This window comes from Paracoccus simplex, from assembly GCF_042648325.1.
Taxonomy (GTDB): Bacteria; Pseudomonadota; Alphaproteobacteria; order Rhodobacterales; family Rhodobacteraceae; genus Paracoccus; species Paracoccus simplex.
In genome coordinates this window covers 12,832-35,185 of sequence record NZ_JBHRXE010000004.1, presented here as the reverse complement: position 1 = coordinate 35,185, position 22,354 = coordinate 12,832, and the positions used below count along the sequence as shown (strand labels likewise).

21 protein-coding genes are annotated in these 22,354 nt (G+C 68.7%); 13 read left to right on the top strand and 8 right to left on the bottom strand.

What is annotated here, in order from left to right:
• The gene (locus ACFOMP_RS01235; RefSeq protein ID WP_379027595.1) at positions 1–888 is read right to left on the bottom strand and encodes a BKACE family enzyme; all 888 of its coding nucleotides are present in this window, start codon (positions 886–888) and stop codon (positions 1–3) included.
• 87 nt (positions 889–975) lie between these two features.
• Here ACFOMP_RS01235 and ACFOMP_RS01230 point away from each other — a divergent pair, with 87 nt between their 5' ends.
• Positions 976–1,929 (top strand): GlxA family transcriptional regulator, encoded by a 954-nt coding sequence (locus ACFOMP_RS01230; protein ID WP_289896274.1) that lies wholly within the window; start codon positions 976–978, stop codon positions 1,927–1,929.
• A 4-nt stretch (positions 1,930–1,933) separates the two neighbouring features.
• Here ACFOMP_RS01230 and ACFOMP_RS01225 read toward each other — a convergent pair whose 3' ends face one another.
• Entirely contained in the window at positions 1,934–2,194 is a 261-nt protein-coding gene (locus tag ACFOMP_RS01225) for a hypothetical protein (RefSeq protein ID WP_379027594.1), read from the bottom strand.
• 103 nt (positions 2,195–2,297) lie between these two features.
• Between ACFOMP_RS01225 and ACFOMP_RS01220 the strand changes: the two genes are divergently transcribed.
• Complete coding sequence (locus ACFOMP_RS01220) at positions 2,298–3,182, top strand: LysR substrate-binding domain-containing protein (protein WP_379027593.1); 885 nt, start codon at positions 2,298–2,300, stop codon at positions 3,180–3,182.
• Here ACFOMP_RS01220 and ACFOMP_RS01215 read toward each other — a convergent pair.
• Positions 3,179–3,643: a PACE efflux transporter gene (locus ACFOMP_RS01215; RefSeq protein WP_379027592.1), complete on the bottom strand. Its 465-nt coding sequence runs from the start codon at positions 3,641–3,643 to the stop codon at positions 3,179–3,181. The genes ACFOMP_RS01220 and ACFOMP_RS01215 overlap by 4 nt on opposite strands.
• An 83-nt stretch (positions 3,644–3,726) precedes the next feature.
• Here ACFOMP_RS01215 and ACFOMP_RS01210 point away from each other — a divergent pair, with 83 nt between their 5' ends.
• A complete protein-coding gene (locus tag ACFOMP_RS01210) occupies positions 3,727–4,632 on the top strand; it encodes a LysR family transcriptional regulator (protein ID WP_289896278.1) in 906 nt (301 codons plus the stop codon).
• Between the two features lie 33 nt (positions 4,633–4,665).
• Here the strand turns inward: ACFOMP_RS01210 and tkt are convergent, their stop codons facing one another.
• Positions 4,666–6,708 (bottom strand): transketolase, encoded by a 2,043-nt coding sequence (tkt, locus tag ACFOMP_RS01205; protein ID WP_379027591.1) that lies wholly within the window; start codon positions 6,706–6,708, stop codon positions 4,666–4,668.
• 150 nt (positions 6,709–6,858) lie between these two features.
• Here tkt and ACFOMP_RS01200 point away from each other — a divergent pair, with 150 nt between their 5' ends.
• From ACFOMP_RS01200 to fba, 5 genes are read left to right on the top strand one after another with little or no spacing between them, the layout of a single operon-like run.
• Complete coding sequence (locus ACFOMP_RS01200) at positions 6,859–7,632, top strand: DeoR/GlpR family DNA-binding transcription regulator (protein ID WP_379027590.1); 774 nt, start codon at positions 6,859–6,861, stop codon at positions 7,630–7,632.
• 9 nt (positions 7,633–7,641) lie between these two features.
• Positions 7,642–8,415 (top strand): triose-phosphate isomerase, encoded by a 774-nt coding sequence (locus ACFOMP_RS01195; protein WP_379027589.1) that lies wholly within the window; start codon positions 7,642–7,644, stop codon positions 8,413–8,415.
• On the top strand, positions 8,412–8,876 hold the full coding sequence (gene derI, locus ACFOMP_RS01190) for a D-erythrulose-4-phosphate isomerase (protein WP_379027588.1): 465 nt from the start codon (positions 8,412–8,414) through the stop codon (positions 8,874–8,876). The genes ACFOMP_RS01195 and derI overlap by 4 nt, the downstream gene beginning before the upstream one ends.
• Positions 8,877–8,897: 21 nt before the next feature.
• Entirely contained in the window at positions 8,898–9,875 is a 978-nt protein-coding gene (locus ACFOMP_RS01185) for a class 1 fructose-bisphosphatase (protein WP_379027587.1), read from the top strand.
• A gap of 6 nt (positions 9,876–9,881) precedes the next feature.
• On the top strand, positions 9,882–10,922 hold the full coding sequence (gene fba, locus ACFOMP_RS01180) for a class II fructose-bisphosphate aldolase (protein ID WP_289896284.1): 1,041 nt from the start codon (positions 9,882–9,884) through the stop codon (positions 10,920–10,922).
• Positions 10,923–10,997: 75 nt separating this feature from the next.
• Here fba and ACFOMP_RS01175 read toward each other — a convergent pair whose 3' ends face one another.
• From ACFOMP_RS01175 to ACFOMP_RS01160, 4 genes are all read right to left on the bottom strand, one after another.
• Entirely contained in the window at positions 10,998–11,930 is a 933-nt protein-coding gene (locus ACFOMP_RS01175) for a sugar-binding transcriptional regulator (protein ID WP_379027586.1), read from the bottom strand.
• 88 nt (positions 11,931–12,018) lie between these two features.
• On the bottom strand, positions 12,019–12,951 hold the full coding sequence (locus ACFOMP_RS01170; protein WP_379027585.1) for a sugar phosphate isomerase/epimerase family protein: 933 nt from the start codon (positions 12,949–12,951) through the stop codon (positions 12,019–12,021).
• A gap of 7 nt (positions 12,952–12,958) precedes the next feature.
• Positions 12,959–14,476 (bottom strand): glycerol-3-phosphate dehydrogenase, encoded by a 1,518-nt coding sequence (locus tag ACFOMP_RS01165; RefSeq protein ID WP_379027584.1) that lies wholly within the window; start codon positions 14,474–14,476, stop codon positions 12,959–12,961.
• Between the two features lies 1 nt (position 14,477).
• The gene (locus tag ACFOMP_RS01160; RefSeq protein ID WP_379027583.1) at positions 14,478–16,040 is read right to left on the bottom strand and encodes an FGGY-family carbohydrate kinase; all 1,563 of its coding nucleotides are present in this window, start codon (positions 16,038–16,040) and stop codon (positions 14,478–14,480) included.
• A 385-nt stretch (positions 16,041–16,425) separates the two neighbouring features.
• Between ACFOMP_RS01160 and ACFOMP_RS01155 the strand changes: the two genes are divergently transcribed.
• The 5 genes from ACFOMP_RS01155 to ACFOMP_RS01135 all read left to right on the top strand — a co-directional run bounded on the left by ACFOMP_RS01155 (position 16,426) and on the right by ACFOMP_RS01135 (position 22,351).
• The gene (locus tag ACFOMP_RS01155) at positions 16,426–17,091 is read left to right on the top strand and encodes a DUF2291 family protein (RefSeq protein ID WP_379027582.1); all 666 of its coding nucleotides are present in this window, start codon (positions 16,426–16,428) and stop codon (positions 17,089–17,091) included.
• Positions 17,088–18,620, top strand: coding sequence for a sugar ABC transporter ATP-binding protein (locus ACFOMP_RS01150; protein ID WP_289896290.1), 1,533 nt, complete (start codon positions 17,088–17,090; stop codon positions 18,618–18,620). The genes ACFOMP_RS01155 and ACFOMP_RS01150 overlap by 4 nt, the downstream gene beginning before the upstream one ends.
• Before the next feature lie 25 nt (positions 18,621–18,645).
• Entirely contained in the window at positions 18,646–19,686 is a 1,041-nt protein-coding gene (locus ACFOMP_RS01145) for an ABC transporter permease (protein WP_379027581.1), read from the top strand.
• 87 nt (positions 19,687–19,773) lie between these two features.
• Positions 19,774–20,721, top strand: a complete 948-nt coding sequence (locus ACFOMP_RS01140; RefSeq protein WP_289896292.1) for a D-ribose ABC transporter substrate-binding protein — start codon at positions 19,774–19,776, stop codon at positions 20,719–20,721.
• 106 nt (positions 20,722–20,827) lie between these two features.
• Positions 20,828–22,351, top strand: coding sequence for an FGGY-family carbohydrate kinase (locus ACFOMP_RS01135; protein ID WP_379027580.1), 1,524 nt, complete (start codon positions 20,828–20,830; stop codon positions 22,349–22,351).
• Positions 22,352–22,354 lie beyond the last annotated feature (3 nt).

Here is a 22,354-nt window from a genome sequence, read left to right as displayed (position 1 = left end):
TCAGCGCCGGGTCAGCTTCAGCCTGTCGCGCACCGCCTGCGGGCCGAGGATCCGGCAACCCATCGCGTTCAGGATCGTCGCCGCCCGCTCGACCAGGTCGCCGTTGCGGGCCAGCACGCCCTTGTCGAGCCAGATGTTGTCTTCCAGCCCGACGCGGACATTGCCGCCCGCCAGCGCCGCCTGCGCGACATAGGGAAGCTGCATCCGCCCGATTGAGAACATGGAATAGACCCAGCCCGGCGGGATGTTGTTCACCATCGCCATCAGGCTGTTCGGATCGGCCGGCGCGCCATAGGGGATGCCCATGCACAGCTGGATCATCACCGGATCGTCGATCAACCCCTCCTCGACCAGCGTCTTGGCCAGCCACAGATGGCCGGTGTCGAAAACCTCGATCTCGGGCCGCACCCCCGCCGCCTGGATGCGTGCCGCCATGGCGCGCAGCGTGCCGGGGGTGTTGGTCATGACGTAATCGGCCTCGGCGAAGTTCATGGTGCCGCAATCGAGGGTGCAGATCTCGGGCAGCAGTTCCTCGACATGCACCAGCCGCTCGCTGGCGCCGATCAGGTCGGATTGCGGCGACAGCGGCAGAGGCGCCTCGGCCGAGCCCAGCACGATGTCGCCGCCCATGCCCGCCGTCAGGTTCAGCACCACGTCGGTGCCGGATGACCGCACCCGCTCGACCACCTCGCGATACAGCGCCGGATCGCGCGAGGGGGCGCCGGTCTGGGGGTCGCGCACATGCACATGGGCGATGGCCGCGCCCGCCTTCACCGCCTCGATGCAGGCTTCGGCGATCTGGCGGGGCGTGATCGGCACCAGCCCGGATTTCTTGTGGCTCTGCCCCGAGCCGGTCACCGCGCAGGTGATGAAGACGTCACGGTTCATTCATGGCTCCGGCAATGGCTGCTTTCCACCGCAACCTGCCAGCAATTCCACTGGCATGATGTGCATTCTCCGCCATATATTTTGCCGATGTTGCCAAAATCGCCGCTGCACCTGACCTTCCTGCTGTTCGACGGTTTCTCGAACATGGTGCTGGCCAGCGCCATCGAGCCCCTGCGGGCGGCGCGCGACCTGTCGGGGCAGCGGCTGTTTTCCTGGCAGGTCTGCTCGCTGGAGGGCGGGGCGGTCATCAGCTCATCACGGCTGGCGATCTCGGTCGATCTGCCGCTGGCGCGGGTGGGGGCGACGGATGCGCTGATCCTGGTCTCGGGCTACGGCATGCGCGACCATCTGCAGCGCGACTCGGCCCGGGCGGTGCTGCGCAAGGCGCGCGGCCTGCCGGTGGTGGGCGGGCTCGATACCGGGGCCTGGCTGCTGGCCCGCATGGGCCTGCTGGCCGGACGCCGCGCCGCCATCCACTGGATGGAGCGCGAGGCGCTGGCCGAGGCCTTTCCGGAAATCACCGTGGTGCCGGACCCCTATGTCGCGGATGGCAATATCGTCACCTGCGGCGGCGCGCAAAGCGTGCTGAGCTGGTCGCTGGACCTGATCGGCGCGCAGGCGGGCGAGGCGCTGCGCTTCGACGTGGCGAACATGTTCGGCCGGGTGATGGGGCGCAGCACCGATCCGGTGGAATGGCAATTGCCCAGCCGCATGACCGACAGCGCGCTGCCGCCGTCGCTGCAGCGCGCCATCGTCGCCATGCGCGAGACCGCCGAACAGCCCTTGCCCCTGCCCCGCATCGCCGAGCGCGCGGCGCTGTCGCCGCGCAGCATGGACCGGCTGTTCCATGCCCATCTAGGCCTGTCGGCCGGCGGCTATTACCGGCAGATCCGGCTGTCCCATGCCCGGGCGCTGGCGCTGGAAACCCGGCTGACGCTGGGCGAGATCGCCTCGCGGACCGGGTTCTCGTCGCCCGCCACGCTGGCGCGCGCCTATCGCCGCGCCTTCGGGGAAACCGTGCGCAAAAGCGTGGCGGGCTGAGGCGCTACCACAGATGCCGGCGCAGCGCGTCGCCTTCCTGCAGCGGGGCGGCCGCGTCGCTGCGCGTGTCGGCGACACCGATGTCACGCAGCAGATGCGCGGGCAGACCGGCCAACGCCTTGCGCGTCGCCGGATGGTCCAGCGCCGCCATGCGGTCTGGGCATGGCGATAGGCTGGGCTTATCGCGGCGCAGCACACCGAAAAGCAGCCGGGTCAGGCCCGGCAGGAAGGGGCGTTGGCGGTCACATGCGGAATTGTCGGACATTTTGCCCTCCTTTCGGTGGTCATGGTTGATCCACCCTCCGATCATGCTAGGTTTCCCCGGCGATGACCAACAAAGCCTCGGCAAGCATCCATAAGGCACGCTTATGTCGATACCCCCTCTCGCCGCCCTGCGTGCCTTCGAGGCGGTGGCGCGGCATCTGAGCTTCACCCGCGCCGCCGAGGAGCTGGGCATGACCCAGGCCGCGGTCAGCTATCAGATCCGCCTGCTGGAGGAGCGGCTGGGCACGCCGCTGTTCCTGCGCAAGCCGCGCGAGATCGTGCTGACCGAGACCGGGGCGCTGTTCGCCCGCCCGACCATCGACGCCTTCGACATGCTGCGCGAAGCCTATGCCGACCCGTCGGCGGATTCGGTCTCGACCCTGTCGATCTCGACCGTGCCGACCTTTGCTGGGGCCTGGCTGTCGCCGCGGCTGGGCAAGTTCCAGATGAACCATCCGAACCTGGCGGTGCGGCTGGAGACCAGCGACAACCTGGTCGATTTCGGGCGCGAGGACATCACCGTCGCCATCCGCGCCGGCGAGGGCGGCTGGCCGGGGGTCGAGGAGCATTGTCTGATGCCCATCGAATACACCCCCATGCTGTCGCCGGCGCTGGCCAAGAAACACGCGGTGCACGAGCCGGCCGACCTGCTGAAATTGCCGCTGCTGGACCGGGTGGACCCGAACTGGGCGGTCTGGATGCGCGAGGCCGGGGTGGATTTCTGGGAAACCCCGCCCCGGCCCGGCCTGACGCTGTCGACCGACCTGCACGAGGCGCGGGCGGCTCTGGAGGGTTACGGCGTGGCGCTGCTGACGCCGCGCTTCTTCCGGTTCGAACTGGCGACCGGCAGCCTGATCCAGCCCTTTCCGCTGGTGGCGCGGAACGGCCGCAGCTTCTGGCTGGTCTATCCCAAGGGCCGGCGCAACCGTCCCGCGATCCGCAAGTTCCGCGCCTTCCTGCTGGACGAGATCGCCTGCGATCCGGGCTAGGCCGGCTGCCCGCGCCCCTGCTCCCGACCGCCGCCTTGCGGCGCGGCCGGCAGCGGGAAGATCCGGTCATAGGCGATGTTGAAGACGAAATTATAGACCAGATAGAAGGCGACGATGAACAGGTCGAGCAGCAGCGTCTGCCACAGCGTCATGCCCAGATACCAGGCCATCGGCGGCAGCAGCATGACCAGCAGGCCCAGCTCGAACAGCGCGGTATGCAGCAGCCGGTGGCGCAGCGACTTCCGGACATCGCCGACCCAGCGCCGCATGGCGTGGTCGAACCCGAGGTTGAAAACGAAGTTCCAGACCGTGGCCAGCGTCGCCGCGCCGACGCCGACGACGCCCATGTCGAATAACGGCTTGTCGTAGATCCAGGCGGCCAGCGGGGTGACGATCGCCAGGCCGATCAACTCGAAGCTCACCGCGTGGCGGACCCGGTCCGGAAAGCTGCGCATGGTCATTGTGATTCCTCATTCTTGCGTGACGCGCTTTCTATCTGTATTTCCCAGAATACAAAGTTGGATACCATCTGATTGACAGATAGATGACCGTCACGCTGGAGCAGTTGGAAGCCTTTGCCGCCGCCGCGCAGCACGGCTCGTTCTCGGCCGCCGGTCGGGCGCTGCGCAAGGCGCAGTCGGCGATCAGCACCCAGGTCTCGAATCTCGAGGACGATCTGGGCGTCGCGCTGTTCAGCCGCGAGGGGCGCAACCCGGTGCTGACGCCGGCGGGCGAGCGGCTGCTGGCCGAGGCCCGGGTGGTGCTGGACCGCCGCGAGCATCTGATCGGCGTCGCCGCCAGCCTGACCGCGCATGTCGAGCACCGGTTGGTCGTCGCCATCGACGAGCTTTATCCCGAGGAGCCGCTGGCGACGCTTTTCGCCGAGTTCGCCGCCCGCTTCCCGCATGTCGAGCTGGAGCTGCTGTTCCCGATGATGGAGGATGTCAGCCGCCTGGTGTTGGACGGCAAGGCCGATATCGGCGTGATGTGGCGGCAAGAGGTGCTGCCGACCGAGATCGCCTTTCACACGCTGGGCTGGGTGCCGCTGAAACTGGTCTGCGGCAAGAACCATCCGCTGGCCGATACGATGGTGGACTGGGAGGATCTGAAGCGCCACCGCCAGCTGATGGTCGCCGTGCGCAGCGAGGGGCCGGAAAAGCAGCGCCTGCGCAGCGCGGCCGAGGTCTGGTGGGTGGAAAGCCATTGGGTCATCCTGCAGATGGTCCGGCGCGGCATCGGCTGGGCGCTGGTGCCCGACCACATCATCGAGGAATCGCCGGTTCGCGACGATCTGGTCACGCCGGTCCTGCAGTTCGACGGCGCCGATTGGCCGGTGGCGCTGGAAATGGTCTGGCACAAGCAGCGCCCCAGCGGCCCGGCCGCCCGCTGGCTGCGCGAGCGGTTCGCGGCCATGCGGATCAACGATTGGCCCGGCCCCGTCGGGGGGTGACCGCGCCCGGATCGGTTCCGGGCGCGGCAGCTGTCACTTGCCGGCAAGCACCTTGGCCCGCGCGACGATGGCTTCTTTGGTGATGCCGAACTCCTGATAGAGCCGGTCGATCGGGGCCGAGGCGCCGAAGCCGGTCATGCCGATCACGTCGTCCTCGCTGGTGACATAGCGGGTCCAGCCGAACTTGCCCGCCGCCTCCACGGCGATGCGGGGCGCGTCGCCCAGCGTTTCCTTGCGATAGGATTCCGGCTGGGCGTCGAACAGCTCCCACGAGGGCATCGAGACCACGGCGACCGACAGCCCGTCCGCGTGCAGCGCCTGCGCCGCCTCGACGGCGATGGCGACCTCGGTGCCGGTGGCGATCAGCGTCACGTCGCGGCCCCCGTCATCCTTGGCACCGAACCGGCGCAGCACATAGGCGCCCTTGGCAGTCAGGTTCTCGGCGCCCGCGTCCAGACGCAGTTGCGGCACGTCCTGCCGCGACAGCGCCAGCAGCGAGGGCACATGCCGGTTGCGGATGGCGATGTCCCAGGCCTCCAGCGTCTCGACCGTATCGGCCGGGCGCAGCACGGTCAGGTTCGGGATGGCGCGCAGGCTGGCCAGATGCTCGATCGGCTGGTGGGTCGGGCCGTCCTCGCCCAGGCCGATGCTGTCATGGGTCATGACATAGATCGTGCCCACCCCCATCAGCGCCGACAGCCGGATGGCGTTGCGGGCATAGTCCGAGAATACCAGGAACGTGCCGCCATAGGCGATGAAGCCGCCATGCAGGTTGATGCCGTTCATCGCCGCGGCCATGCCGAATTCGCGCACGCCGTAGCCGATATAGCGGCCGGGCGCCTCGCGGGTATATTGGCTGTCCACCGCCGGCACCCGGGTCAGGTTCGAGCCGGTCAGGTCGGCCGAGCCGCCGATCATCTCGGGCAGCGCCGGGGTCAGGGCCTCCAGCGCCATCTGGCTGGCCTTGCGGGTCGCGGCCTTTTTCGGCGCGGCGAAAAGCTGGGCGCGGGCGTCCTGCAAGGTCGGCTCGTAATCGCCGGGCAAGGCGCCGGCCTGGCGGCGGTCGAACTCGGCGCGGGTCTCGGCCGGTGTCGCGGCCAGGCGGGCTTGCCAGTCGGCGCGGGCCTTTGCGCCGCGTTGGCCGATCTCGCGCCATTCTGCCGCCAGATCCCCGGGGATGACAAAGGGCTCGGCCGACCAGCCGATGGCTTCCTTGGTCAGCGCCGCCTCGTCCTTGCCCAACGGCGAGCCGTGCACGGCATAGCTGCCGGCCTTGTTGGGCGAGCCGAAGCCAATGACGGTTTTCATCGCGATCAGCGAGGGCTTGCCGGTTTCGGCCTTGGCGGCGGTGATGGCGGCGTCGAGCGCCTTGCCGTCATGGCCGTCGCAGGACTGGACGTGCCAGCCCATGGCCTCGAACCGGGCCGGGACGTTTTCCGAGAAGCTGACCGAGGTCGGCCCGTCGATGGTGATCGAGTTATCGTCGTAAAGCACGATCAGCTTGCCCAGGCCCAGATGGCCGGCAAGGCTGGCGGCCTCTTGTCCGATGCCCTCTTGCAGGCAGCCGTCGCCCAGCATGACCCAGGTGTGATGATCGACCAGGTCGGCGCCGAATTCGGCGGCCAGCCGGCGCTCGGCCAGGGCCATGCCGACGGCGGTGGCAAGCCCCTGCCCCAGCGGGCCGGTGGTGGTCTCGATCCCCTTGGCATGGCCGTATTCCGGGTGGCCCGCCGTGATCGCGCCCCATTGCCGGAAGTTGCGGATCTGCTCGATGGTCATGTCCTCGTAGCCGGTCAGGTGCAGCACGCTGTAGAGCAGCATCGAGGCATGGCCGTTCGACAGCACGAAGCGGTCGCGATCCGGCCAGTCGGGGTGTTTCGCATCGAATTTCAAGTGCTTGGAGAACAGCACCGCCGCGGCATCGGCCATGCCCATCGGCGCGCCGGGATGGCCGGAATTGGCGGCGTTCACCGCGTCGATGGACAGCGCGCGGATGCAATTCGCCAGCGCGAAATTCGCGGGGTCGAGCGCCGCCTTGGCGGCAATCGCGGGGTCTTTGGGGGTGTCAAAAGGCATGTTCGGTCCTCCGTTTGCCCCTCAGATACTGCGCGGCGGCAAAAATAACAATCAAAAATCACAAATTCACATAATTGATGTTGTGTTTGCGTGAAGTATTGTTAGAAAAGTATCGGGCCGCGGCGAATCCGGGCGCAGGGAGGGATGTTCGTGAAACGCGAAGAACGCAGGCAAGCCATCATGGATCTGCTGGTCGCGGCGCGCGCCGTCGATCTGGACGATCTGGCCGAGCGTTTCGCGGTCTCGAAGATGACCATCCACCGCGACCTGGACGACCTGGAACAGGCCGGGCTGCTGCGCAAGGTGCGCGGCGGCGCGACCATCGAGGCCGGGACGCAGTTCGAAAGCGATTTCCGCATCCGGGCCCTGCAGGATTCCGACGCCAAGACCCGCATGGCCCGCGCCGCGCTGGACCTGGTCGAGCCGGGCATGACCGTGATGGTCAATGACGGCTCGATGGCGGCGCTGCTGGGCGCCAGCCTGGCCGAGAAGGCGCCGCTGACGGTGATCACCAACAACGCGGCGGTGATCGAGCCGCTGAAGGACATGGCGCGGATCACGCTGATCGCGCTCGGCGGCATCTTCAGCGCCAAGTTCAACGGCTTCTTCGGGCTGGTGACGGAAAATGCCCTAAGCCGGCTGCGGGCGGACCTGGCCTTCATCTCGGCCCCCGCCGTGTCCGGCCTGCAGGCCTTTCACATGGACGATGCGGTGATCCGGGCCAAGCGCGCCATGATGCTTGCCGCCGGGCGCAGCGTGCTGCTGGTCAACCACCGCCGCTTCGGCCGTTCGGCGCTGCATGCGCTGGCCGATCTGTCCGAGTTCCAGGCGATCATCACCGATGCCGCCCCCGACCCCGAGGACCGCGCCGCGCTGGACCGCGCCGGCATTCCCCTGACCATTGCCAAGCATTCTGACCGTTAGGACGACGACATGACCGAATTCTGGATCGGCACCAGCTGGAAGATGAACAAGACCCTGGCCGAGGCACGCACCTTTGCCAAGGGACTGGCCGCCGCCGATGCCGCGCGCGCGCCGCGCATCCAGCGCTTCGTGATCCCGCCCTTTACCGCCGTGCGCGAGGTCAAGGCAATGCTGGCCGAAACCTCGGTCAAGGTCGGCGCGCAGAACATGCATTGGGCCGACGAAGGCGCCTGGACCGGCGAGATCAGCCCGCTGATGCTGCGCGACTGCAACCTTGACATCGTCGAGTTGGGACACAGCGAGCGCCGCGAGCATTTCGGCGAAACGGACGAGACCGTGGGCCTCAAGACCGAGGCCGCCGTGCGCCACGGCCTGATCCCGCTGATCTGCATCGGCGAGACGCTGGCCGAACGCGAATCCGGGCGCGCCCGCGCGGTGCTGGAGACCCAGGTGCGCGGCGCGCTGGCCAGGCTCTCGGCCGAGCAGAAATCGGCGCCGATCCTGCTGGCTTACGAGCCGGTCTGGGCCATCGGCGTGAACGGCATCCCCGCGACGTCGGATTATGCCGACGCGCGGCAGGCCGAGATCATCGCGGTGGCGCAGGACGTGCTGTCGCGCCGCATCCCCTGCCTCTATGGCGGCTCGGTCAACCCCGGCAATTGCGCGGAGCTGATCGCCTGCCCGCATATCGACGGGCTTTTCATCGGTCGCTCGGCCTGGAACGTCGAGGGCTATCTGGACATCCTGGCGCGCTGCGCCGCAACCATCGGAGACACGAAATGAAACTGGCAATCGCAGGCGACAGCGCGGGCGAAGGTCTGGCCAAGCTGCTGGCCGACCACCTCAAGGACAAGCACGAGGTTTCCGAGATCAGCCGCACCGAGGCCGGCGCGGATGCCTTCTACGCCGATCTCTCGGACCGCGTGGCGAACGGGGTGCTGGACGGCACCTATGACCGCGCCATCCTGGTCTGCGGCACCGGCATCGGCGTCTGCATCGCCGCGAACAAGGTGCCGGGCATCCGCGCCGCCCTGACCCATGACACCTATTCGGCGACGCGCGCGGCGCTGTCGAACAACGCCCAGATCATCACCATGGGCGCGCGGGTGATCGGCACCGAACTGGCCAAGGCCATCGCCGACGCCTGGCTGGGCGAGACGATGAACTTCGACCCGAACGGCCGCTCGGCCGGCAATGTCTGCGCCATTGACGAAGTGGACGCGAAATACAACAAGGCCGGCTGAGCCCGCACGCAAAGGCCCGCCATGCTGAAACTGCCGAACGACGGCCCCGCCACCGGCCGCCCGCTTTCCGACGTGCTGGCGGGCGACGGCCCCGCCGCCATCACCCTTGCGATTGCCCGGGCCCAGCCGGCGTTGGCCGCACGGCTGGCCGCCGGCCGGCTACATGGCGACCCCGAGGCCGTGGTCGGCACCAATGACAGCGGCGACAAGCAGAAGGCGCTGGATGTCGCCGCCCATCACCACATGCTCGACGCGCTGGCCGCCGCCGGCGTCGGCCGGGTGCTCTCCGAGGAGGCCGAGGAGGTCGTCACCCTGAACCCGGGCGGCGCCTGGGACGTGGCGATGGACCCGATCGACGGCTCGGGCAGCATCGGCATCGGCGCGCCGCTGGGCATGCTCTATTCCATCCTGCCCGCCGCGGCCGAGGGCTTTCTGCGCAAGGGCCGGGCCGTGGTCGGCGCCGGCTACGCGAGCTTCGGCCATTCGCTGGATTTCGGCTGGTCGCTGGGCGACGGCACCCATGTCGCCGGCTATGATGCCGAGGCGGACCAGTTCCGCCTGAGCCACGAGCGCGTGCAGCTGAAACCCACCGCCTCGACCATCGCCTATAACGCCTCGAACGAACGCCACTGGTCGCCGGGCCTGCAAGCCTGGGTGCAGGAACTGCGCCAGGGCAAGGACGGCCCGCGCGGGCGCGACTTCAACATGCGCTGGCTCGCCGCGGCCGTCGGCGAATTGCACCGCATCCTGCTGAAGGGCGGCGCCTTCCTCTATCCCGCCGACCGCCGCCCGGGCTACGAGAACGGCCGGCTGCGGCTAATCTACGAATGCTGCCCGATCGCCTTCCTGGTCGAGCAGGCCGGCGGCATCGCCTCGGACGGCCGCCAGCCGATCCTCGACCGCCAACCGCAGGGGCTGCACGAGATGGTGCCGCTGTTCTTCGGCGCCCGCGAGGAAGTCGAAACCATCCTGTCCCATCTCGCCATCAGCAAAGGATAACAGCCCATGGCCATGATCACGCTGCGCCAGCTTCTCGACCATGCGGCCGAGAACGGCTATGCCGTTCCCGCCTTCAACATCAACAACATGGAGCAGGGGCTCGCGGTGATGAACGCCGCCGCGGCGACCGACAGCCCGGTGATCCTGCAGGCCAGCCGCGGCGCGCGCGCCTATGCCAACGACGCCGTGCTGGCCGGGCTGATCCAGGGCCTGTCGCGCGCCTTCCCGGACATCCCGCTGTGCATGCACCTGGACCACGGCAACGGGCTTGCGACCTGCGCCACGGCGATCCAGAACGGCTTCACCAGCGTGATGATGGACGGCTCGCTGCAGGCCGACGGCAAGACGCCCGCCGACTATGCCTATAACCGCGACATCACCGCCCGCGTGGTCGAGATGGCCCATGCCTGCGGCGTCTCGGTCGAGGGCGAGCTGGGCGTGCTGGGCAGCCTGGAAACCGGCATGGGCGACCAGGAGGACGGCCACGGCGCCGAGGGTCGGCTCTCCGAGGACCAGTTGCTGACCGACCCGGCCGAGGCCGAACAATTCGTGAAGGACACCGGCGTCGATGCGCTGGCCGTCGCCATGGGCACCAGCCACGGCGCCTACAAGTTCACCCGCAAACCCGACGGCGCCATCCTCGCCATGCATGTGATCGAGGAGATCCACCGCCGCCTGCCGAACACGCATCTGGTCATGCACGGCTCAAGCTCGGTGCCCGAGGATCTGCAACAGATCATCAACGCCTATGGCGGCGACATCCGGCCAACCTGGGGCGTGCCCGTCGAGGAAATCCAGCGCGGCATCAAATCGGGCGTGCGCAAGGTCAATATCGACACCGACAACCGGCTGGCGATGACCGCCGCGATCCGCAGGAAGCTCAGCGAGGAACCGGCCGAGTTCGACCCGCGCGGCTATCTGAAACCCGCCATGGCGATGATGTCCGAGGTCTGCAAGGCGCGTTTCGAGGCCTTCGGCACCGCCGGCCATGCCGCGAAGATCCGCCCGCTGCCGCTGGCGGCGATGGCGAAACGCTACGCCGCCTGAACGGTTGCCGGGCGCGGGCGCCCGGCCCAGCGGCAGCGTTCGGGACGAGCCCCGCTCGTCCCGTTCCCCCCGCCGTCAGTCCGCCAACAGCCGCGCCGTGGCCTCGTCGGTGATCAGTCCCGACAGACGCCGGCTTTCCAGCACCGCCCGGATCGCCCGCACCTTGTCGGTGCCGCCGGCAATGGCGACGATCCGGCTGCCCTCGGGCCCGTCCAGGCTGACCGACAGCGTGCGCGCGCTCAGGGTGGTTTCCAGCACCCGGCCCCGGGCGTCGAAGAAATGGCCCAGCATCTCGCCCTGCGCGCCGGCGGCGTTGATCTCGGCGATCTCATGCGGCTCGATCATGCCCGAGGCGACCAGTTGCGCCCCGGCATCCGCCGTGCCGATGCCGACCACCTTCAGGCTGGCGCCGTTCGACAGGTCGAACAGTTCGCGCACCCCCGGCTGGGCCAGCAACACCGCCAGATCCTGTTCGGAATTGGCGAAGAACGGCACCGGCAGCACATAGGATTGCGCGCCGGTCTTCTGCGCCAGCGCATACATCACGTCATGCGGGTTGGTGGCATAGCTGCGGGTGAAGCCGCCCAGCAGCGACACGAAGCGCACCCCGTTCGCGTCGAAACGCGGCAACTGGTGCACCGCCGCCGCCAGCGTGCGGCCATGGCCAAGACCGATCACCGGATCTTCGCCGCGCTCGATCTCGCGCCGCAGGAAGCCCGCCCCGGCCAGACCCAGCGCGCGCAGCGGCATCCCCTCCTCGCCCAGTTCGGGCGCCACCTCGCAATAGTCCAGCCCGTAGCGGGCGCAAAGCCGATCCTCGAGCGCGGCGCATTCCACGATCTCGCCGTCGATCGAGACCTTGACCACGCCCTCGGCCACCGCGCGGGCGATCAGCCGATGCGCCTTGACCGAGGGCACGCCCAACCGTTTCGCCACCGCCGCCTGCGTCAGCCCGCCGGCGTAATGCAACCAGGCCGCGCGGATGGCGAGGCTTTGTTCCGGGTCCAAGGCTCCGCGCCGCGCCATCAGGCGGGCCGGCGGCAAGGGGGGCGGGGCTGGCGGGTCATGCGGGCGTCCTTTTCGGGGTGTTCCGGGGTCAGATATTCAGCGTATCCGCGCCGGTGTCGATATGCGGCGCCCAGAAGGCGACGCTTTCGGCGATCTGCGGGATCACCTGGCGGTCATTCGGCTCGCGCTCCTTGAAGCTCAGCTCCAGGCAGATCTCGTTATCGGCGGCGCCGCCTTCGGCGAAGGCCGCGAGCAGCGGTGCGGGCTGGATGCGGCCCTTGGCATTGTATTCGGCGGTAAAGGGCCGGTGGCCCGACTTGTCCATCATCGACTGCTTGATGTGGATGATGGGGCTGACCTTCGGCACCGCCCGCGCCCAGGCATAGGGGTCGGTGTCGTCGGGATTGGCGCTGGTCACGTCGCCGTGGTCGATATCGGCCATCATCCACATCGGCACCGCCATGTTCGCCGCCGTCAGCCGGTCCTGCAATGCCATGCAGGCGGCGATGGTTTCCCCGAACTCGCGCCCGACGCTCATCGGTTCCCAGAAAAGGTATCGCAGCCCGGCCGCCCTGGCGTGCTCGGCCACCTCGGCCCAGGCGTCGATGGCGATGCGGATCAGCTCCTCGCGCCGGGCGGGTTCGTCATAGTCGCGATAGGTGAAGATGGCGAATTGCGTGCCGACCGAGAGCCCGCCCAGATCGCCGATGATGTCGGCGAATGTCTTGAACCAGTCGACATAATAGCGCCGCACGTCGCGGTCGGGATGGCCGAAATGGTTCAACCGCCCGTAGGGCCCGGTCATGCCGCTGGTGACGCGCACGCCGGTGCGGGCCAGCGCCGCGGCCATGTCGCGGGTCAGGCGGCGGATCACCGGGGCGGGCCAGCTCGGGTTGATGAACTCATGCGTCAGTTGCAGGTCGCGGATCTTCAGATCGCGCGCCACGGTGTCGATCAGGTCGCCCGGCTCGGCGAAGCGGTTGACCAGCGGATTGGTGTTCAGCGACAGCGTCAGGGCCATGGTGTCCTCAGGCAGCTTGGGCCAGGTCCGAGCCGGCGAACCACTCGGCAAAGGCGCGGCGCTGGTCCTCGGTCAGGTGCAGGTAATGCTTGGTGCGGCGATAAAGGATGTCCTCGGGCGTTTGCGCCCATTCCCGCGCGACCAGGTAGCGGACCTCGGCCTCGTAGAGCGTGCCGCCGAAATGCCGGCCCAGGTCGGAAAGCGACAGCGCCCCCGCCACCACGTCGCGGGTGCGGGTGCCGTAAAGCCGGCCATAGTGATGCAGCAGCCCGCGCGGCATCCAGGGGTTCAGCTCGCGCAGCAGTTCTGCATAGCTTTCGTAATCGGCATTGGCCATGTCGCCGCCGGGCAAGGGCGCGTTTTCGGTCCAGTCCGGACCCATGGCCGGGAACACCTCGCGCAAGCGATGCATGCCGCGCTCGGCCAGTTCGCGGAAGGTGGTGATCTTGCCGCCGAACACGTTCAGCAGCGGCGCGCCGCCGGCCTGGTCCAGATCGAAGACATAGTCCCGCGTCACCGCCGAGGGGTTGCCTTTGCCGTCGTCGAACAGCGGCCTGACGCCCGAGAAGCTGTGCAGCACATCGTCGCGCCGCAGCTTCTGCTTGAAATAGCGGTTCACGGCGGCGAGCAGGTATTCGATCTCGGATTCGTCCGCCGTGACGTCCTCGGCCCGGCCCTCATAGGCGATGTCGGTGGTGCCGATCAGCGCCTTGTCGCCCTCGTAGGGGTTGATGAAGATCACCCGCTTGTCGTGGTTCTGTACCAGATAGGCATTGGCGCCCGCCCACCATTTCGGCACGATGATATGGCTGCCCTTGACCAGCCGAACGTTGCGGCTGGACTGCGAGCCCGCCACCCGGCCGATCACGTCCGACACCCAGGGGCCGGCGCAGTTCACCACGCAGCGGGCGCGGAAGCGCCGCAGCGCGCCGGTGATCTCGCTGCGGGTCTCGACGGTCCAGGCGCCGTTCTCGCGCCGGGCCGCAATGCAGGGGCTGCGGGTCAGCACCTCGGCGCCGCGCTCGGCGGCATCGACGGCGTTCAGCACCACGAGGCGGGCATCATCGACCCAGCAATCGGAATATTCGAAGCCCTTGGCGTATTGGTCCAGCAGCGGCGCGCCCTCGGGGTCGCGGCGCAGGTCCAGCGTGCGGGTGCCGGGCAGCTTCTGGCGCCCACCCAGGTGGTCGTAGAGGAACAGCCCCAGCCGCACCAGCCAGGCGGGCCGGTCCTGCGGCGAATGCGGCAGCACGAAGCGCATCGGCCAGATGATATGCGGGGCGGCGTTCATCAGCACCTCGCGCTCGATCAGCGCCTCGCGCACCAGGCGGAACTCGTAATATTCCAGATAGCGCAGCCCGCCATGCACCAGCTTGCCCGAGCGCGACGAGGTGCCCTGCGCCAGATCGTCCTTTTCGCAAAGCACCACCTTCAGGCCCCGGCCGGCAGCGTCACGGGCGACGCCGGCGCCGTTGATGCCGCCGCCGATGACGAAAAGGTCGATCATGTCTTGGTCTTGGCTCATTTCAATCTCCTTTCGGGGCGCGGGCCAGGGCCAGGGCGTCCCATGCGGGCGGCAGGGCCTGCCGCGCGGCGGAAAATGCCGGGAAGAGCCGCGCATAGGCGGCCACGAGATCGGGGTCGGGCGCCTCGGCCGCGCCCAAAAGCGGCGTGACCCATTCGGCGATGCAGGATTCCATGTCGGGATAGGCGCCGATGGCGACGGCGGCCATCATCGCGGCGCCGGCCGCGCCGGCCTCGTCGCGCTCGGACACCCGCACCGGCGCGTCCAGCGCCGCCGAGAGGATGCCGCGCAAGCCGCGCGAGCGCGCGGCGCCGCCGGTCAGCCGCAGTTCGGACGGCAGCGGGCCCATGGCGGCGTAGCAGTCGCGCATCGCCATGCCCAACCCCTCGGCCACGGCCCGGATCAGGTCGGGATAGCGGTGCCCGGCCGACAGGCCGACGAAGCCGGCGCGGGCATCGGCGTTGACGAAGGGACCACGCTCGCCCGCCTCGGAGATATAGGGGTGATAGACGATCTGGCCGGGCTTCGATTGTGCCAGCCAGCCCTCGATATGCGCCACCAAGTCGCGATGCGTGACCGGCTGGCCGACGTCCGAGAGGATGCCCGCCGCGACGCCCAGGATCCAGTCCAGGTTCAGCGTCGCTGCCATATTGGTCTGCACCTGGGTCACGATGCCGGGGATCGGCAGGCAGATGACATAGCCGGTGCCCTGCGCGTTCAGATGCACGTCCTGCGCCCGCACCGCCCGCAGATGCACCCCGGTCGAGCCCACGGTCGAGCAGGCGACATCGCCCGCCCCGCCATAGACCCCGGCACCCAGCGCGGTCATCACCATATCGACATAGCCAAGGCTGACCGGCGTGCCGGCGCGCAGCCCCGTTGCCCGCGCCGCCTCGGCGGTCAGCGGATGGGTCTGCTCGGCGCCATCGACGATCTCGGGCAGCAGGGCGCGGCGATGCTCGAGCCCCAGCGCGGCGATCACCGTGTCGTCATAGCGCCGGTCGCGGAAATTGCCGAAGGTGAAACTGGCCTCGGACGGGTCGGTCGCCCGCACCCCGGTCAGGTTCAGGTAAAGCCAGTCCTTGCAATGCAGCGCCACCTCGGCCCGGTCCAGCAGGTCCGGGCAATGCGCATCCATATGCGCCATCTGGCTGCCCTGCTGGCAGGTGTTGAGCCCGGTGCCGGTCGCCTCGAACCGGGCGCGGTTCGCCGGGCCAGCGGCCAGCCGCGCCACCGTGGGCGCAGCACGGGCGTCGAGCCACAGCCAGGCGTCGCCGACCGGCCCGTCGCGCCCGACCAGCCAGGTGCCGTCGCCCTGCGCCGTGACCGAGAGCGCGGCGGTGCGGCGGGCCAAGTCCGGCACCTTGTCACCCAGGCCCCGCAGCGCGGCCGCGCAGTCGTCCCAGGTCTGGGCCAGGGATTGCGTGGCCGAGCCGTCGCCGCCGGCCTGATAGCGATTCGGCACCGAGGCCGCGGCCAGCTGCGCCCCGCGTAGATCGAAGGCCACCGCCTTGATGACCGAGGTGCCGGCGTCGATGCCGATCAGGATGTCAGCCCCGGCCATGGCGCGCCGTCCTGCGGGGGTCGGTGGGGTGGTGATGCATGGTGCCCTCCTCCGCCCGGGTCAAGGCCCCGGCGGCAAGCCAGCCCGGACGGGCGTGGCGAACTCCTCGGTCATTTTCATACCGCAGATTTCCCGCCGCGGGAATGCATTTTTTTACGGACACAGCAAAAAATTTCAGTTACTGTTTCGAAGACGGCGGGATTCGGGCGATGCCCCGCACCCGCCGGCAGCAGGAGACTGCCAGGCATGACCAGCCAGAGGAGGGGCCGGACAATGCAAGGAAATCCCAGACATTTCCCGCGGGATGCCCGCCGCGCGCGCCGTCCGGCCGCCTGATCCGCATCCGCCCCGCCCGCGCAACATTCATCAGATCCGAGGCCCGAACATGGTCCAGAGCACTGCCCCGACCGGCTCCGCCCCCAAGGCCCCCGCGGCATCGCGGCGCGGGCTCATCCTCAGCATCGCCGCGGCGGCCGTCGTGCTGGCCGGCATCGCGCTTGACACCAAGGTCGTGCATATCGGCTCGGACGCCGACGTGCGCCAGCAGGCCTTCTCGCCCGACGGCTACGGCCAGACCGAGTTCCCGCGCATCCGCGACGCCGTGACGGCCAAGGCCGGCGACGCCGCCGAAGTCGCCGCCGCCATCGCCGCCGACAAGGATGCGGCCATCGCGAAATACGGCACTCCGGCCTCGACCGGCGCCATCATGGCGGTGCGCGTGACCGGCACGGCGGGCGAGCCCAAGGCCGGGATCTATCCGCTGGCGGCCGAGGGTCTGCCCGAAGGCGTCGCCGTCCGCGTCCAGACCGGCCCGGCGATCAACGGCACCGACCTGCGCGACGCGCCCGGCGACATCGCCTTCGGCAAGTTCAAGAACCAGATCGAGTATCAGAACGCCGGCGCCGGCATCAACCGCGCCATGAAGGCCGAGGTGCTGGACAAGATCGACGCCACGAACCTGACCGGCAAGACCGTCGAGGTCGTGGGCGCCTTCCGCCTGATCAATCCCAAGAACTGGCTGATCACCCCGGTCGAGGTCAGCGTCAAATGAGCAAGATCCTTTCCGGCAAGCCCGATACGGCCGAGGTGGTGCTGGCCGCCCGCAACGTCGCCAAGTCCTATGGCAGCGTCCATGCGCTGAAGGGCGTGAATTTCGACATCCATCGCGGCCAGGTGACGACCTTGTTCGGCGAGAACGGCGCCGGCAAGTCCACGCTGATGAAGATCCTGTCGGGCGTCATCCAGCCCACCACCGGCGAGATCATCCTGGACGGCCAGCCCGTGACCTTTGCCAGCGCCAACGAGGCGCGCGACCGCGGCATCTCGATCATCCACCAGGAGCTGAGCCTGGCCCCGAACCTGTCGGTGCGCGACAATATCTTCATGGGCCGCGAGATCATGGGCCCGACCGGCGTCGATTTCGCCGAGGAGGAACGCCAGGTCCGCCGCCTGATGGAAGAGCTGGAGGAGGACATCGACCCGCTGACCCCGGTTGAGGAGCTGCGCCTGGGCCAGCAGCAGATCGTCGAGATCGCCCGCGCGCTGTCGGTGGACAGCCGCATCCTGATCATGGACGAGCCGACCAGCGCGCTTTCGGCCAGCGAGGTCGAGGTGCTGTTCAAGGTGATCCGCGACCTGACCGCCAAGGGCGTCAGCATCGTCTATATCTCGCACCACCTGGAGGAGGCGCTGACCATCACCGACCATGCGGTGGTGCTGCGCGACGGCACCATGACCGCCTATGCGCCGCGCGCCGAGATCGACCTGGAATGGATCGTGCGCAACATGGTCGGCGACAATTACGACCTGGGCGCGCCGCCCGCGACCCGCATGGGCGAGGTGGCGCTGTCGATCCGCAATCTTTCGGTGCCCGACCCGGCCGGCTTCAACCTGGTGGACAAGCTGTCCCTGGACGTCCGCGCGGGCGAGATCGTCTGCATCTACGGCCTCATGGGCGCCGGCCGCACCGAGCTTCTGGAAACCTGCGCCGGCCGGCTGACCGCCTCGGGCGGCGAGATCGTGCTGGAGGGCCGCGAGATCTCGCACCTGTCGATCGCCGAACGCATCGCGCGCGGCCTCGCGCTGGTGCCCGAGGACCGGCAGCGCGACGGCCTCGTGCAGACCATGACCGTGGGCGAGAACCTGTCCCTGGCCTCGATCGGCCGCTTCACGCGGGGGCTGTTCACCAGCCGCAGCGCCGAGAAGAAGCTGATCCAGGACAGCATCCGCGAAGTCACCGTCAAGACCTCGGGCGGCCATGCCGCCATCGGCTCGCTCTCGGGCGGCAACCAGCAAAAGGTCGTCATCGGCAAGATGCTGGCGACCCGGCCCAGGGTCATCATGCTGGACGAGCCCTCGCGCGGCATCGACATCGGCGCCAAGGCCGAGGTGTTCCGACTGCTGGCCGAGGGCGCGAAACAGGGCCTCGCCGTGATCTATTCCACGTCCGAGGTCAGCGAATGCCTGTCCATCGCGCACCGGATCATCGTCATGCACAAGGGCCGCATCTCGGCCGAGTTCGATTCCACCGTCACCAAGGAAAAGATCATGGCCGCCTCGGGCGAGTCCGTGGCTGCCTGACGGATCATGTGAGGGAGGAAAACCCATGTCTGCCACGACCGCAACCCCGGCTCCGGCCAAGAAGGGCGACTTCAGCCTGGGCCGCATCCTGCTTCAGGGCCGGGCCTTCTTCGCGCTGATCCTCATCATCGCGGTGTTCTCGTTCCTGTCGCCCAATTATTTCACCCTGTCGAACTTCCTGATCATGTCCAGCCAGGTCGCCATCTACGGCATCCTGTCGGTCGGCATGCTGCTGGTGATCCTGAACGGCGGCATCGACCTGTCGGTCGGCTCGATCCTGGCGCTGTGCGGCGTGGTCGCCGGCGCGATGATGCAGGGGGTCGAGCTGGACTGGGCCGGGGTGATCCTTTACCCGCCGGTCTGGGCGGTGGTGGTGCTGACCGTCACCGTGGGCGCGGCGGTGGGGGCGCTGAACGGGGTGCTGATCTCGATCTTCAAGGTGCCGCCCTTCGTCGCCACGCTGGGGGTGATGTATGTCGCGCGCGGCGTCGCCCTGCTGATGACCAACGGGCTGACCTACAACAACCTGCGCGGCAATCCGGACCTCGGCAATACCGGCTTCAGCTGGCTGGGCTTCAACCGCATCGCCGGCATCCCGATCTCGGTCATCGTGCTGGCGACCGTCGCCGTGCTGGCGGGGCTGATGCTGTCGCGCTCGGCCTTCGGGCGCTGGCTCTATGCCTCGGGCGGCAACGAGCGCGCGGCCGAACTGTCGGGCGTGCCGACCCGGCGCGTCAAGATCGCCGTCTACACCATCTCGGGCGCCCTGGCGGCGATTGCCGGGCTGGTGCTCAGCTCGCAGCTGACCTCGGCCGGGCCGACCGCCGGCACCACCTATGAGCTGACCGCCATCGCGGCGGTGGTGATCGGCGGCGCTGCCCTGACCGGCGGGCGCGGCACGGTGCGCGGCACCATGCTGGGCGCCTTCGTCATCGGCTTCCTGTCGGCGGGCCTCGTCATCATCGGCGTCAGCTCCTACTGGCAGACCGTGTTCACCGGCGCGGTGATCGTGCTCGCCGTGCTGATGAACTCGATCCAATACGGGCGCGGCATCCGCAAGGGCTGACCCCGCCGGACCTTCCCGCCGGGCGGAACACCCGCCCGGCGAAAGCCTGCCGCAGGGCAGTGAACCAACCCCAAGGGAGTGAGACCCATGTTCAAAATGACCCGCCGCGCGCTGCTTGCCGCCGCTGCCTCGATTCCGCTGATGGCGGCTGCGGCATCGGCCGAGGGGCTGATCACCATCATCGTCAACGACCCCGCGAACCCCTATTGGTTCACCGAGGGCGAGGTCGCCAAGAAAACCGCCGAGGAGCTGGGCTATACCGCCAACGTGGCCGCGCATCGCGGCGACACCAACACCGAAAGCACGCTGATCGACACCGCGATCACCAACAAGTCGGTGGCGATCATCCTGGACCCGGCCAATGCCGACGGCTCGGTCGGTGCGGTGCAGAAGGCCGTAGCCGCGAACATCCCGGTGATCCTGGTCAATGCCGAGATCAACCAGGAAGGGCTGGCCAAGGCGCAGCTCGTCTCGAACAACGCGCAGGGCGCGGCTCTGGGCGCCCAGGCCTGGGTCGAGACCGTGGGCGACAAGGGCAAATATGTGGAACTGTTCGGCGCGCCCTCGGACAACAACGCCCAGACCCGCTCGAACGGCTTCGAGACCGTACTGAGCCAGTATCCGGACCTGCAGAAGGTCGGCCAGGAGGTCGCGAACTGGGACCGCACCCAAGGCTATCAGAAAATGCAGTCGCTGTTGCAGGCGAACCCGGACATCAACGGCGTGATCTCGGGCAATGACGAAATGGCGCTGGGGGCCATCGCCGCGCTGAAGGAAGCCGGCAAGCTGGACGCGGTGAAGGTCGGCGGTTTCGACGGCTCGCCCGACGCGGTCGAGGCGGTCAAGGCCGGCGAGCTGCAATACACCGTGCTGCAGCCGGTGGCGATCTTCTCGGCCGAGGCGGTCAAGCAGGCCGATGCCGTCATCAAGACCGGCAAGACCGGGGTGGATACCGAAAAGCAGCTCTTCGACTGCTTCCTGATCACCAAGGACAACGCGGACAAATACACCGCCCCCTTCGTGCTGGAACAATAAGAACAGCGGGCGCGCGGCCCTGCCGCCGCGCGCCTCCGTCCGCCTTCTGCCCCTGCCGGCCCGGCCGCGACAGCGCCGGGCGCGATCACATCATCCGGGACCGCCCATGCCCCTGCTGCTTGGCATCGACAACGGACTGACCGTCACCAAGGCGGTGATCTTCGACGAAACCGGGCGGGTGCTGGCCGTGGCGCGGCGGCGCGTGCCGCAACTGATGCCGCGCCCGCGCCATGTCGAACGCGACATGGACCTGCTCTGGACCCAGACCGCCGCCGCCATCGCCGAGGCGGTCGCCGGCTGCGGCCGGCCGGCCGGCGCCATCGCCGCCGTGGCGGCGACGGCGCATGGCGACGGCGTCTATGTGCTGGACGGCGACGCCCGCCCGCTGGGCCATGGCATCCTGTCGCTGGACAGCCGCGCCGGCGCGGTTGTCGCCGGTTGGCAGGCCGATGGCACCGCCGAACGCGCGCTGCTGCGGACCGGGCAGACGCCGCATGCCTCGGCCCCCTCGGCGCTGCTGGCCTGGATGCGCGACCACGAGCCCGAACGGTTTGCCCGCATCGCGCATGTGCTGGCCTGCAAGGACTGGCTGCGCTTTTGCCTGACCGGCCGCATCGCCACCGACCTGACCGAGGCCAGCACCTCCTTCACCGATGTCGCGACCCAGCGCTACGCGCCCGACATCCTGCCGCTGTTCGGGCTTCAGCCGCTGGCCGGGACGCTGCCGTCGATCCTGCCGCCCGGCGCCGTCGCCGGCCATGTCACCCCCGAGGCCGCCGCGGCGACTGGCCTTGTCGCCGGCACGCCCGTCGCTGCCGGTCTGCACGACGTCACCGCCTCGGCGCTTGGCGCCGGCGGCCACACGCCCGGCACCGTCGCCATCGTCGCCGGCACCTATTCGATCAACGAGACCGTCTCGGCCGTGCCCAGGGTCGATCCGCGCTGGTTCTGCCGCAACGGGCTGGAGCCCGGCGAGTGGAACGCCATGTCGATCTCGCCCGCATCGGCAGCGAATTACGACTGGTTCCTCGACACGCTCTGCGGGGCCGAGCGCCGCGCGGCCGAGGCCGAGGGCCGCGCCTTCCACGCCGAAATCATCCCCGAGATCGAGGCCGCCATGGCCCGTCCCTCGACCGCGCTTTTCCATCCGTTCCTGTTCGGCTCACCGCTGGGCCCCACGGCCAGCGCCGGCTTCTTCGGGCTGCGCGGCTGGCAGGATCGCGGCGACCTGCTGCGCGCGGTGATCGAGGGCATCGCCTTCAACCACCGCATCCATGTCGATGCCCTGCGCGAGGGGTTTCAGCCGACCGAGGCTCGACTGACCGGAGGAATATCCCGCAGTCCCTTGTTCGCACAGCTTTTTGCCGATGCTTTGGGAATGCCGGTCAGCACCTCGGACACCGACGAGGCCGCCGCCTGGGGCGCGGCGCTTTGCGCCGGCGCGGCGGTCGGGCTTTACCAGAGCCCGCGCCACGATCCGCGCGACATGGCGGCGCTGATCCGCTGCCATCGTCCCGAACCCGGGCGCAACGCCGCGCTGGCCCAGCGTTATGCGCTGTTCACCGACCTGACCCTGGCCCTCGCCCCGCTCTGGCCGCGGATCGAGGCGCTGGCCCCGAACGAAGGCTAGGAC